Source organism: Coleofasciculus sp. A1-SPW-01, assembly GCF_040217205.1.
Classification (GTDB): Bacteria; Cyanobacteriota; Cyanobacteriia; order Cyanobacteriales; family Coleofasciculaceae; genus Coleofasciculus; species Coleofasciculus chthonoplastes_A.
Map to the genome: position 1 here is coordinate 1 of NZ_JAVJNP010000008.1, position 12573 is coordinate 12573.

The 12573-nt window shown below is 46.4% G+C and carries 14 protein-coding genes; 9 read left to right on the plus strand and 5 right to left on the minus strand.

Annotation, left to right across the window (positions count from 1 at the left end):
• A partial coding sequence (locus tag RH949_RS01065) for a MerR family DNA-binding transcriptional regulator (RefSeq protein WP_446351663.1) occupies nt 1-188 on the minus strand: 188 nt, incomplete at its 3' end.
• A 41-nt stretch (nt 189-229) separates the two neighbouring features.
• On the opposite strand from RH949_RS01065, the gene RH949_RS01070 reads away from it, so the two are divergent.
• The 7 genes from RH949_RS01070 (at nt 230) to tumA (ending at nt 3381) form a co-directional block, all read left to right on the plus strand.
• Entirely contained in the window at nt 230-547 is a 318-nt protein-coding gene (locus RH949_RS01070) for a DUF389 domain-containing protein (protein WP_446351664.1), read from the plus strand.
• A 14-nt stretch (nt 548-561) separates the two neighbouring features.
• Nucleotides 562-1137: a DUF421 domain-containing protein gene (locus RH949_RS01075; protein ID WP_446351665.1), complete on the plus strand. Its 576-nt coding sequence runs from the start codon at nt 562-564 to the stop codon at nt 1135-1137.
• Entirely contained in the window at nt 1124-1249 is a 126-nt protein-coding gene (locus tag RH949_RS01080) for a hypothetical protein (RefSeq protein WP_446351666.1), read from the plus strand. The genes RH949_RS01075 and RH949_RS01080 overlap by 14 nt, the downstream gene beginning before the upstream one ends.
• Before the next feature lie 79 nt (nt 1250-1328).
• Nucleotides 1329-2288, plus strand: coding sequence for a ribonuclease Z (locus RH949_RS01085; RefSeq protein ID WP_446351667.1), 960 nt, complete (start codon nt 1329-1331; stop codon nt 2286-2288).
• A gap of 209 nt (nt 2289-2497) precedes the next feature.
• Entirely contained in the window at nt 2498-2764 is a 267-nt protein-coding gene (locus RH949_RS01090; RefSeq protein WP_044209826.1) for a ribbon-helix-helix domain-containing protein, read from the plus strand.
• Complete coding sequence (locus RH949_RS01095; protein WP_006104260.1) at nt 2761-3066, plus strand: type II toxin-antitoxin system RelE/ParE family toxin; 306 nt, start codon at nt 2761-2763, stop codon at nt 3064-3066. The genes RH949_RS01090 and RH949_RS01095 overlap by 4 nt, the downstream gene beginning before the upstream one ends.
• Nucleotides 3067-3150: 84 nt before the next feature.
• A complete protein-coding gene (tumA, locus tag RH949_RS01100) occupies nt 3151-3381 on the plus strand; it encodes an antitoxin TumA (protein ID WP_006104310.1) in 231 nt (76 codons plus the stop codon).
• Nucleotides 3382-3491: 110 nt separating this feature from the next.
• Here the strand turns inward: tumA and RH949_RS01105 are convergent, their stop codons facing one another.
• The 3 genes from RH949_RS01105 to RH949_RS01115 form a co-directional block, all read right to left on the minus strand.
• The gene (locus RH949_RS01105; RefSeq protein ID WP_446351668.1) at nt 3492-4604 is read right to left on the minus strand and encodes a matrixin family metalloprotease; all 1113 of its coding nucleotides are present in this window, start codon (nt 4602-4604) and stop codon (nt 3492-3494) included.
• 321 nt (nt 4605-4925) lie between these two features.
• The gene (locus tag RH949_RS01110; protein WP_446351669.1) at nt 4926-5915 is read right to left on the minus strand and encodes an adenosine kinase; all 990 of its coding nucleotides are present in this window, start codon (nt 5913-5915) and stop codon (nt 4926-4928) included.
• 411 nt (nt 5916-6326) lie between these two features.
• Complete coding sequence (locus tag RH949_RS01115; protein WP_006104304.1) at nt 6327-7541, minus strand: RNA-guided endonuclease InsQ/TnpB family protein; 1215 nt, start codon at nt 7539-7541, stop codon at nt 6327-6329.
• A gap of 151 nt (nt 7542-7692) precedes the next feature.
• Between RH949_RS01115 and RH949_RS01120 the strand changes: the two genes are divergently transcribed.
• A complete protein-coding gene (locus RH949_RS01120) occupies nt 7693-10419 on the plus strand; it encodes a cation-translocating P-type ATPase (RefSeq protein WP_044209874.1) in 2727 nt (908 codons plus the stop codon).
• 219 nt (nt 10420-10638) lie between these two features.
• Complete coding sequence (locus RH949_RS01125) at nt 10639-11091, plus strand: DUF2267 domain-containing protein (RefSeq protein WP_006104307.1); 453 nt, start codon at nt 10639-10641, stop codon at nt 11089-11091.
• Between the two features lie 263 nt (nt 11092-11354).
• On the opposite strand, the gene RH949_RS01130 is transcribed toward RH949_RS01125, so the two are convergent.
• Nucleotides 11355-12560, minus strand: a complete 1206-nt coding sequence (locus tag RH949_RS01130) for a glycosyltransferase (protein ID WP_006104277.1) — start codon at nt 12558-12560, stop codon at nt 11355-11357.
• Nucleotides 12561-12573 lie beyond the last annotated feature (13 nt).

Genomic DNA, 12573 nt, shown 5'->3' on the forward strand with positions numbered 1-12573 from the left:
GATACTCTGGCATAACCAACGGTTAATTCATTACCCGATTTATTGCCAATTAAGTCAACAATATCGTATCGACGATGACCGCCAGCCGTCCGAGAAGCTCGTATTTTGCCGTTGAGTTCCCATCGGTGCAACGTTTTGACCATCACACCTAGTAGAGTAGCTGCTTCTTGGGGGGTTAAACTAGACATTGCCTAATTATATCATAGAAAATTTCCAGTTATGTCACTAATTGTCTAGATATTTACGGACTGTTAGTGAACCCCTACTGGAAGAACGGGTAGAACCGGGTTGGTACAGTGTTGTGGTTGCTTTGGCAGCGGGGGTGTCTGGAACCATTGCTTTAGTGAAACAGAAAGTCGATACATTAGTGGGAACGGTTGCAGCTTTAGCATTAGTCCCGGCGGCAGCAGCGGCGGCGATCGCGTTTATGTCCCATGATCCGCTTCGGGGTGTTGGTGGCTTAGAGTTGCTGGCGATTAATGTTGGGTTAATTATCTTGGCAGGTATGATCACAGTGCTGATGATCGGATCTGAGCCGTCAAGTTAACGTCAGGGATTAAGATGATGCAGGCACTTGGGGATACAATTAGCTGGGCATTGGGACTCGAAGCCCCAACGCTCAATGTGTGGCAGATGGGATTACGGGCAGCAATTATCTATGGGGCGGCACTGATCATGGTACGGGTGATTGGCGATCGCCGCTTTATCGGCAAACACGCGGCGATGGATGTGCTGCTGGGTGTGATTCTGGGGTCTACCTTGAGTCGTGCGATTAATGGGGCTGCGCCCTATTTTCCTACATTAGGCGCAGCGTTAGTTTTAGTGGGAATACATGGGCTAGTGTCAGCACTGGCGTTTCATGTTGAGCGTTTTGATGTTTGGGTTAAGGGTAAGCCTCGGACATTAATTCGCGAGGGTCAAGTGAATCGCAAGGCGATGCGAAAAAGTCATATTAGTGACAGAGATTTAGAGTCATCGTTGCGTCTCAAGGGAAAAATCACTGAACCCATGCAGGTGGAAATTGCTCGTCTAGAAAGTAATGGTGACATCAGTGTCATGCCCAAACCTAAGCCACCAAGGGTGATCGAGGTGTCTGTGGAAGCGGGTGTGCAAACGGTGCGAATTGAGGTGGATTGAGCAGAATGGAGCTGGGGAAGCAGAGGGAGCTGGGGAAGCAGAGGGAGCTGGGGGAGCTGGGGAAGCAGAGGGAGCTGGGGGAGAGAATTTACAAATGACGAATGACGAATGACCAATGACCAATGACCAACGACAAACTGTAACATGAATAGGGGAGTCTGTTTACCGAGAGAGGTTCAAGGATCAAGTCTGTGCAAATTACGTTTTTAGGAACCAGTTCCGGAGTACCCACGCGATCGCGCAATGTGTCCAGTGTGACGTTGCGTCTCCCTCAACGGGCAGAGTTTTGGCTGTTTGACTGTGGTGAAGGCACTCAGCATCAGCTTTTACGCAGTGAACTCAAAACCAGTCAACTTCGCCGTATTTTTATCACCCATTTGCACGGTGATCATATCTTTGGCTTAATGGGACTACTGGCTAGCTGTGGTTTAGCAGGTAATGTTGATCGGGTTGATATTTATGGTCCTCCTGGTCTTAATGATTACTTAAAAGCGTGCGGCAAATACTCTCATACTCGTTTTTCATTCCCCACTCAGGTACACACCGTTAGCCCCGGCATTATTTACGACAATGAGGAATATACGGTAATCTGTGGAGCGCTTAAGCATCGTGTGACGGCGTTTGGATATCGCATCGTTGAAAAAGATCGTCCGGGACGATTTGATGTGGAAAAAGCCAAGGCATTAAAGATTCCACCCGGACCAATTTATGGTCAACTTAAACGGGGAGAAACCGTCACCCTAGACGATGGACGTAAAATTCAGGGCAAAGACTTGTGTGGAGAACCCGAAATTGGGCGTAAATTTGTTTACTGTACGGATACGGTTTATTGTGATGGAGCAGTAGACCTTGCTCAGGATGCTGATGTGTTAATTCATGAAGCAACGTTTGCTCATCAGGATTCTCAACTGGCATTTGAACGGTTACATTCCACATCAACAATGGCGGCGCAAGTGGCGTTAAGTGCTGGCGTTAAGCAGTTAATTATGACCCATTTTAGCCCGCGCTATGCACCCGGAAATAACATTGGGTTAGAGGATTTGCTTAAGGAAGCCCAAGCCATTTTCCCAAAAACAAAATTGGCGTATGATTTCTTCAGTTACGAAATACCCCGGCGTCGTGTCCCAGAGTTAGTGGTAGAGGGGAGATGAGGGGTGTGTAAGCTCAAGGGGCGGGTTAAGACAGCTAAAAAGGAGACAGGGTGTAGGGTGTAGGGTGTGGGGTGTAGGGTGTAGGGTGTGGGGTGTAGGGTGTAGGGTGTGGGGTGTGGGTAAATTCAGGAGGTTTACAATCAGGCGTGGGAGTTGGAAGAGAAGATTGCAGAGAATGTAGCGTAGTTATTGAAATTGTAGGAGAAACCATGAATATTAGTTTAAAACCGGAACATGAAGAATTTATTCAATCTCAAGTGGTAAGTGGAAGATTTGCCAATCAGGAGGAAGTAATTGATATGGCTTTTCGCTTGTTAAAAAAGCTTCAGGGTGAGTATGAACAATGGATAGAGGAAACGCGGAATAAAATTGATGTAGGGATTGCAGAACTTGATCGAGGGGAAGGATTAGATGGGGACACTGTTGTCGCGGTGATTTTAGAGAGATTTAAACAAGCCCGTCAAGAGATAGAATGAGTCGTTATCTGATTTCACCTTCTGCGAGTCGGGATTTGAATGCTATTGCTGACTATTTCTTGACTAGGAATGTGGACGCTGGAGAGAGGTTATTTCAGGAGTTCACTAAAAAGTGTCAATACATAGCACAATTTCCTAACTTAGGGAAAAGTTACAGTTATCTGCGACCTTCATTACGAGGGTTACCTTTAGATGGATATATTATTTTATATCGACTTGTTGAAGATGGGGTTGAAATTGTGCGGGTGGTGAGTGGTCGTCAAGATTTAGAATCCTTGTTTTCTGAGTCGGATGAAGAATGAGGCAAAAGGCAAGCTTTATGAGCTATTAAAGCTTATAGTTTAGCCCAGTCAGTACGAAAGATTCATTGTAAGTTAGGAGGGGGAATGCGAAAAGAACGAGTGCAATATACGTCGCCTTTGGATGCACTGATAGCCGTAGCCAAGCGACTCAGTTTGTATGAAAATCAGCAAAATATGGACTCTGAGGATTTTTTTGATCGCTATAGTAAAGCTCAGCTCTCAGATGCGGCAGTTTTTATTGAATGGGCGAATGATTATCGTCACTATTTAGGGTTACGCCAGGACTTAGAAAAGCAGTTGCAAAATGTTGCATAAAGCTCTGGTAGACTATCTAGAAAATGTAGGTTTAGTGAACTGCTCCGGTAGCCATCTCTAAAACTTTATGCGTAGAGACGTAGTTGTCTACGTCTCTACATCGGTCACATTTACCACATCATCACGGCTGTTTCTCCGGCGCGATCGCTATAGTAGAGACGGATACGTAAAACATATCGACGCCCCCGAAATAACCTGACCTTAATCTCAGCATTGTAGTCTTCACCACTATCGTCATCTCCGGTAAGATAACGAAGTTCACCGTCAACCTCTTCAAACAGAACCATAACTGTGTCTGATGTGCCAAACGTGCGAATCATATAGGATCGCGTCGCATTAGGTTCGATCCGGAAATTCATCTGTTCCCCTGGCGCGATGGTTAACGGAACCGATTGAAAGGGTTTTAATTCGGTGTAATCCTCCTCTTCTAAAAGTGGATAAAACTGCTTAACCCAAGTCGTATCCCGTTCCGATAATCCAGGTTCTGGAGTTAACCCATTTTGATACTGTGGCGGTTCTTTGATTAAACCCGCACCAAAGGGATAGTGCATAACTGAGTTGGGGTCCCAGTTTGACCCTTGCACCATATCCGGGTTAATCTTGCGAATGATATTGTAATAGGTGGTTTCTCGATCCCAATTATTCGGAGGTGCAGCGAGTGAAGCGTAAACCGCTTCTTCGTCCCAAACAATTCCAGCATTAGGATTTTGGTGCTCGTGAGGAAGTCCGAGTGTATGACCAATCTCATGAATGGCGGTGTTAATTTCTCCCGGAAATCGGGTTAAATCCCAACCAAAATTCATGGTTCGCTCATCCCGCCCGATATTGAGAATATCTCTGCCAATATAAGACCAAGCGCCATCTCCACGCAGGAAACCAATCCGGATTTCTGCCTCATCTGGTAAATTGACTTCTTTAAATTCGAGACCCATTCCCACCTGTTTCCAGGTGTTAAAGGCTTGACGCACAACATTTTTTTCAGTCTCAGTGGTTGCCCACTCTGTTGGCTGATCGAAGAAATAATAATGTAAGATTGTGCCGTTTACCCATTTTTTATCCAGGAATTGGATCAGATTGGCACGATTGCGATCTACAATCTCTGACAAGTCACGCGGCGCTACTTCAGGGAGTGAGCAATAGGAATAGTTTCCGCCTTCGTCAGCGGATATGGATGCCGCTGATTGCTCTTGTTCATTGAACGGGTTGGTATTTGATTGAACCATCGGAGTTCTCCTAATTTAATAATTTGTCATTCGTCCTTCGTCATTCGTCCTTCGTCATTTGTCATTTGTCATTCGTAGGATTTACGCAAAGGCTCTATATGTAGGGTGTGTTAGCGTAGCGTAACGCACCATTGCCACGATAGTTGGCGTAGCTGCGTAAGTCCTGATTCCTCAAGTCGGGGCGGGTTTAGTTGCATCTGGGTGTAACCAAAAAGGTAGTAGTGAAAGTTACCCCTACATAATCTCCCCCATCCCCCAGACGTGCCATGGCACGTCTCTACAAGCTTTTTCTATTCAGCTTTCTGCCTGCTTGCTGTAGAATTATCCATCTAATAGAGAACGAGTGTCTTTTGTGTCCATGCGTGGACCGAAACTCGTAACTAACTTTGCCGCCGCTTTAGATCCTAACTCTCCAGCTTGAGCATAACTCATCCCATGAGTCAGTCCGTAAAGAACCGCGCCAGCATACATATCTCCGGCGCCAACGGTATCAACAGCTTTGACAGGGATTGCATCAATCTCGATTATCTCTTGTCCATCAAAGATTACCGATCCTTTCGGTCCACGGGTAATCGCAAACCCTTTAGCCAACCCTTTCAAGTAATCAACAGCAACCGTGAGATCCTCAGTGTCCGCCATTTTTAGGGCTTCGCTTTCATTGGCAAAGAGGAAATCCACGCCTGAATCGATGATTTCCAGCAATCCATCTTTAAAGAACTTCACCATATTCAGATCAGACAGGGATAGGGCGATTTTTTGACCTGCGGCTTTGGCAAGATCTCTGGCTTGAATCGCCGCCGCTTTGCTAGCAGCACCCGTGACCAAATACCCTTCAATATAGGTATATTTAGACTGTGCGATCGCGTCAGGAACTAATTCTGCTTCTGAGAAGCTAGCGGAAATTCCCAGGAACGTATTCATCGTGCGATCGGCATCTGGCGTCACAAACACTAAGCATTTACCCGTAATTCCAGCTTCAGGAGGATGGTATTGTAGGTTTGTGTCAACCTTAAAGCGGAGCAAATCCCCCAGGTAAACCTGTCCGTCTTCATCATTGGCGACTTTACAAGAATAGAAGGCTTTACCCCCAAATTGGCTCAGGGCAATCATTGTATTTGCCGCCGATCCCCCACCGCCGCGCTTCATTGACTGACCCTCTAAGTGTTTCAGGATCTTGTGCTGGTGATCTTCTTCAATTAAAGTCATCACCCCTTTATCAATGCCCAGTTCTTGAAGTAGTTCTGGGGAAACTTCTAATTCAATGTCCAAAAGGGCATTACCGAGACCGTATACATCGTAGTGTTGAGTCATCTTGATTCGTGGCTAGATCCCTCGTCCATAATGGGTATGGGTTTCGCAGGAAAGCCAAGCTCCTAATTATAGTCCTGTTCAATCCAACTGCTATCCTATTGTGCCATCCTTTACCAGCTCAAGTGTGAGTCATGAACTTGATTTGAATAGGTTGTAGGTTGGGTTGACGCAAGGAAACCCAACGGAATCTAGGGCTAAGGTTCCCTGCTACAAGCCGAATCCAATTCATCAAATAAGGTGTGCCACGCCAGTAGGTTCTGATAGCAGCTACCTTGACAGGTTAGGACATTCTTTACTCCTCTCTCGCTCTACGCAAGCCTCACCAGTGAAGGCACTCTTAATTATGGCTGGTAATGTTCAATGATATTCGTGATTGCTATATATAACCCTAATAGGTTGACACTCCCCGCTCTAAAGACGCGGGGATTCTTGGTTCTCCGACCCGCCGTTAGACGACAGGATTGCTCCAATCGCCCAAGAGGGCAGATCTCCCCAAGCGTAGTTTCCGGCGTGCCCCGCCGTACTTAATCCTTTTTGCAGGATGTTTAGACTGGCTGCGATATCTCTGTCTTCAACGTATCCACAGTTTTCACAAACATGAGTCCGTTGGGACAGAGATTTTTTAACTCTATGGTGACACTTTGGACAATCAACAGAGGTATAGTGCGGGGGAACCGCTACCGTTACTTTCCCGTATTTATGTCCAAAGTATTCCAGCCATTGCCTGAAGGTAGACCAGCCTGCATCAGAGATGGATTTAGACAAGTGACGATTTCTTACCAACCCTTTCACATTTAAGTCTTCATAAGCTACCAAATCGTTAGATTGGATAACGGAATATGCAACTCGCTTGCAGTATTCTTTTCGCTGCCTACTTACTCTTAAATGCTTTCGAGCATATCGTTTTCTTGCCAAATGATAGTTTTTTGACTGTGGTTTGGCTCCCTTACGGTACTTTTTAGACTTTTGGCGATTAGCTCGATTGAGCTGTCTTTCCGATTTGCGGTAGAATTTTGGTGACTCCTCTGTATGACCATTGGAGTCAGCCAAAAAATACTTAATACCCAGATCCAACCCAACGACTCTGCCAGTGGGCTTAGTTTTTACTCGGACATCAGCTTTAACCGCAAATTGTACGTAATACCCGTCGGCACGTCTGACTAACCTTACTCGTTTGATTTGGTTGAGCTGATAGAAGTTTAGGTCATAAGTACCTTTGAGTTTAAGTCGCCCTATTCCTTTTTTGTCAGTGAAGGTGATGGCTTTCCGGTTCTCTGACAGCTTCCATCCTGATGTTTTGTACTCAACCGAACGGCAGTTTTTCTTAAACTTAGGAAAACCTTTGGGTCCTTTAACCTTTTTTCGACAATTTTCGTAGAAACGAGTAATCGCACTCCAGGCGCGATCAGCAGACGCTTGACGAGCTTGAGAGTTGAGTTGATCAGCAAAGCTAAACATGCAAGCCAATACACGGCAATACTTGCTGAGGTCATACTTATCAATACCTTGATTGTCCATCCAGTATCGCAAGCATTTGTTTCGGACAAACTGTGCTGTCCGAATTGCCTCATCGATTGCCGCATATTGAGTTGGTTTAGCTTTTACCTTGAACTCAAAAACTATCATCTTTCTTTTTGATGATTACGCTCCTATTTTAGCGTAAAATAATAGAAATGTGTTAAACTCTGGTGCGATCGCGCTAACCTCTAACCCCCCTTGGCACCATCCCCAACTGTTACCCCATCTAAATTACAGGTTAATCACAATCAAACCCATCATGGCGGATCTTCCCAACCAACCGTGGACAATTTCATCAGCCGATTTATTTAAGAAACTGGATGTTTCTGAGGATGACGGACTCTCGGACACCGAGGTGCAACAGCGACGGGAACAGTATGGCGCGAACCGTCTGCAAGAAGCCCAGCGTCGCGGACCTTTACAAATCCTGATCGAACAGTTCAAAAGTTTAGTCATTGGGATTCTCGCCATTGCCGCTATTCTATCCTTTGCCTTTGCTCAGTGGATTGAAGGGATTGCCATTGTTTTTGCCATCTTAATTAACGCCGCCATTGGCTTCTTCATAGAGTACCAAGCCGTGCGTTCCATGGAAGCCTTGCAAAACCTGAGTAGCACCGAAGCCAAAGTGCGTCGCCAAGGACAGATGCAGGAGATTGACGCGGAAAACTTGGTACCCGGAGACATGGTACTCCTGGAAAGCGGAGATCTGATTCCGGCAGATATGCGGCTGACGGAAACCTCGAAAATGCAGGTGAATGAGTCGTCCCTTACAGGTGAATCCGTCTCCGTTACCAAAACCACAGAACCGATAGAAGGAGATGTGGAACTTGCCGATCGCACCAATATGCTGTTCAAAGGGACAGCCCTAACTCGCGGTTCCGGGGAAGGGGTGGTTGTGGCAACAGGAATGCAGACTGAATTGGGTCACATTTCTAAATTAACCCAAGAAGCCAAAACCGAGGAAAGTACTCCCCTAGAAAAACGGCTGAATCAACTGGGACGCCGTTTGATTTGGGTCACTCTAGTTATTGTCGTCCTGATTGCCATTTCCGGCATTATTGTGGGCAAAGATATTCGCCTGATGGTGGAAACCTCCGTCGCCCTAGCTGTCGCCGCGATTCCCGAAGGACTACCGATTGTGGCAACGATTGCCCTAGCGCGAGGGATGTGGCGCATGGCAAAGCGGAACGCCCTAATTAATAAACTGGCGGCGGTGGAAACCCTAGGGGCGACTAGCATTATTTGTACGGATAAAACCGGAACCTTAACCGAAAATCGGATGACGGTGAGTCATATTGTCCTCGACTCCGGTGATGTTCAAATTAGTGGTGAGGGATTAGAACCAGAAGGAGAGTTCACCCAAGAGGATGAAACCCTGAACCCCTTAGAGCATGATAGTCTCCGCCCCGCCTTAGAAGTTGGCGTCTTATGTAATAATGCAGCATTACAACCGGAAGACTCTAATGAAAGTCGAGTTATCGGTGATCCGATGGAAGTGGCGCTGCTGATTGCGGGGGCAAAAGCGGATCTGCGGCGCGAAGAACTACTAGAAGAGATGCCCGAAGTGCGGGAAGAAGCGTTTGATCCCGACACTAAAATGATGGCGACGCTGCATAAAAGTAATGGTAATTATCGCTTTGCCGTCAAAGGCGCACCGGAATCTGTCCTAGAGGTGTGTACCCGTATCTTAACCCCAGACGGTGAAAAAGAACTCAGCGATCGCGACGCCTGGAAGCAACGCAGTAATGACCTCGCCGCGCAAGGGTTACGGATTCTGGCATTGGCACAAAAAACGGTGGAGAGTGAAGATGCTAAACCCTACGAAGATCTAACCTTTTTAGGCGTCGTGGGCTTACTTGATCCCCCCCGCCAAGAAGTACGGGCGGCAATTGAGGAATGTCAAAACGCGGGAATTCGGGTGATTATGGTGACAGGGGATCAACCCGTAACCGCCCGAAATATTGGTTTAGCCGTTGGGTTAACCGATGATGAACAAGCGGATGTGGTGCAGGGGAAAGACTTAAAAAGCCCCAAAGAATCCTCTTCGGAGGAACGTGAACGCTTAGTCAAAACCCCGATTTTTGCCCGGGTATCTCCAGAACAAAAATTGAACCTGATTACTTTGCACCAAGACACCGGGGCAATTGTGGCAATGACGGGGGATGGGGTCAATGATGCCCCCGCCCTCCAAAAAGCCGATATTGGTGTCGCCATGGGACAACGAGGCACCCAGGTGGCAAAAGAAGCGGCGGATATGGTGCTGCAAGATGACGCCTTTTCCACGATTGTCGCGGCAGTGGAACAGGGTCGAGCCATCTTTAACAATATTCGCAAATTCACGATTTTTCTGCTATCCGGGAATGTCGGTCAAATTATGGCAGTCACCGCTACCTCGTTAGTCAATGCGCCCTTACCCATCTTGCCTCTACAAATCTTATATCTGAATATCATTAACGATGTCTTCCCCGCCCTGGCGCTGGGTGTGGGTGAAGGATCTCCCACCCTCATGGAAGAACCCCCCCGTGATCCCAAGGAGTCGATTATCACCAAGCGTCACTGGGCAAGCATCGCGGGATATGGTGTAATCATAGCTGCCCCGGTTTTGGGTTCCTTTTACCTCGCCTTCAACTGGTTAGGACTAGAAAAAAATCAAGCAGTTACCATATCATTTCTCACCATCGCCTTTTCCCGACTATGGCACGTCTTCAATATGCGCGATCGCGGATCAGGTGTACTGGTTAACGAAGTCACCCGCAATAAATACGTCTGGGGTTCCCTGATCCTGTGTACTGGATTCCTCGCCGCTGCTATTTATCTCCCCATCCTCTCCGATATCCTGCAAACTCATGCCCCTAGCCTACAGGGTTGGTTACTCATCCTGGGAATGAGTTTAGTTCCCTTAGTCATTGGGCAGATTGGCAAATTAATCGCGGATCGAACGACAAATGACAAAGGACAAAAGACAAAGGACGATCCCCACCGTTAACTTTAATGTCCACCTACTTAAAAATGCCTCTTGAGGTAGATGCCAGCCCTAACGCTGCTATCCTAGGTTAAAGTGTTAACCCAGAACCTGAACAATCCTCAAAATAATCTGAAATTCATACAAATCGTTTTTCTGTCTTTACTGGAACATTCAGATAAAACTGGGAAATCAGGACATTAAATTGTCCCCAACCGTCACCTGAAACACAAGGAGAAGAGTATGCCCGACAATACAGTTTTCTTAGAAAAAGTCAAAAAGCAGGGTCAATTAGAAGACATTTACGACGCCCGTGATGTCACTGAAGTAGTGTTCCGCACCATGCGCGACTTAATGAACACAGACGCTTCAGATCGGGTCGAATCAGAATTGCGTCAAAACGATGGATCTGTACCGACTCCAGCCGAAGAACAGCAAAAAGAAATTGCCGATCTGTGGAAAGATACTAATCCCATTGTCAGCTTCCTGAGTCGGATTCGTCCCCCTCTCGAATTTGATGCTGATACCTTCTTGTTTAGAATCCGTCAAGAAGCCAGCTTACCCAAAGGAGTTAGCCCAGAAACGGTAGTAAAAGCCATTTTTTCTGCCACTAAAGATGAGTTGTCTGAGGAACGAGTCAAAGAAGTTGCTGAGTTTTTACCGCCTAAAATTAAACAAATGTGGCAGCAAGCGTAGTTAGTTATTTGTCATTAGTCCTTGGTCATTTGTCCTTTGCTTGTATGAATGTGTAGGGGCGGGTTTTAATAACGCTGCGGTTCCAACCACTAACTGACCTAAACCCGCCCCGACCAAGTCCGATAAGTTTTAAATATAGCAACCGCCATAGCGGTTAGGACACATCATTTATGTAGAGACGCGCCATGGCGCGTCTGGAACAATGGTGCCTTCGCTTATTCAGCAGACCCTATTTAAGCAGGGGTCAAATGCTGTGATGTCAATTACTGTCGCACATCGGTTACGCGCCAACTCAGCTTAAGATTGATCCAGAAATTCCACACTGTCACCGCCGCGATCGCGATTAACTTAGAAACATATTCATTGATGCCAAAGACATTAAACAATAAATTCACGAGTAACACATTGAGAATGAGTCCAGCTAAACAGATCCCATTAAACTTCAAAAATCGTTCAAACCACTGACGCAATCCCGGTTGATGTTGAGAAATATCGCCAAATGTCCATACATCATTCCACAAGAAATTGTTGAACATGGCGACTTCAGCCGATAGAGCCGCACTGAGCGTTAATCCCAATCCCAGTTTATTTCGCAGCAGATAAAAAATTGCAATATCGACAAAAACTCCACTGAAGCCGACTATACTAAAGCGAATAAATCGACCAATAGATCCTAGGGATAAACGCAAGCGCAGTAAGTGTTGTAAATACTCCACATACTGTTTCCACGTTACTTTACTTTCGCCCACTTGACGTTCTTGAAACACATACCCCACTTCCCCAATCTCAGGAATTTTACCTCGACCCAAGACTTCAATCAAAATTTTGTATCCCAGGGGATTTAAAGGGCGATCAACTAAACAGTTACGACGCACCATAAAATAACCACTCATCGGGTCAGAAACCCGACCGATAACTCCCGGTAAAAGAATTAACCCAATCGTCTGAGCGCCACGGGATAAAAAGCGGCGGATAATACTCCAATCATTCACACCACCACCTTCAACATGGCGACTCGCAACGGCTAAATCTGCGCCCCCTTGGATCTGACTCCATAGCTGCAATAACAGTTCGGGGGGATGCTGGAGATCCGCATCAATTACCCCCAAAACCTCTCCCCGCGCTACTTGCCATCCTCGAATTACAGCGGTAGATAATCCCCGTTCCTCAATTCGCCGCATCACTTTTAGCTGAGGATAATTTGTGAGTTCCTGCGCCACTTTCCAAGTGTCATCAGGACTATTGTCATCAACGACAATCAGTTCATAGTTCCCCGCCAGTTGCGAATCAAGTAATCGGCTCACTTGTTCGACAAGCTGGGCAAGATTTTTCGCTTCTTTATAAGTGGGAATAATCAGGGAAAATCGCAGGGGACGTTCTTCCGTTGTGGATAAGACAGTCGTTAAATCTGGAACCACAAAGGAACCAGACGGAACAGGTAAGAGGCAATTAGCTGAATTGACATTCATCGGCTGTTTTTCA

Excerpts from the sequence above, each read along its gene's own strand:
- RH949_RS01075 (WP_446351665.1), top strand. The coding sequence starts at position 562 with ATGATGCAGGCACTTGGGGATACAATTAGCTGGGCATTGGGACTCGAA.
- RH949_RS01090 (WP_044209826.1), top strand. The coding sequence starts at position 2,498 with ATGAATATTAGTTTAAAACCGGAACATGAAGAATTTATTCAATCTCAA.
- RH949_RS01095 (WP_006104260.1), top strand. The coding sequence starts at position 2,761 with ATGAGTCGTTATCTGATTTCACCTTCTGCGAGTCGGGATTTGAATGCT.
- tumA (WP_006104310.1), top strand. The coding sequence starts at position 3,151 with ATGCGAAAAGAACGAGTGCAATATACGTCGCCTTTGGATGCACTGATA.
- RH949_RS01105 (WP_446351668.1), bottom strand. The coding sequence starts at position 4,604 with ATGGTTCAATCAAATACCAACCCGTTCAATGAACAAGAGCAATCAGCG.
- RH949_RS01110 (WP_446351669.1), bottom strand. The coding sequence starts at position 5,915 with ATGACTCAACACTACGATGTATACGGTCTCGGTAATGCCCTTTTGGAC.
- RH949_RS01115 (WP_006104304.1), bottom strand. The coding sequence starts at position 7,541 with ATGATAGTTTTTGAGTTCAAGGTAAAAGCTAAACCAACTCAATATGCG.
- RH949_RS01120 (WP_044209874.1), top strand. The coding sequence starts at position 7,693 with ATGGCGGATCTTCCCAACCAACCGTGGACAATTTCATCAGCCGATTTA.
- RH949_RS01125 (WP_006104307.1), top strand. The coding sequence starts at position 10,639 with ATGCCCGACAATACAGTTTTCTTAGAAAAAGTCAAAAAGCAGGGTCAA.
- RH949_RS01130 (WP_006104277.1), bottom strand. The coding sequence starts at position 12,560 with ATGAATGTCAATTCAGCTAATTGCCTCTTACCTGTTCCGTCTGGTTCC.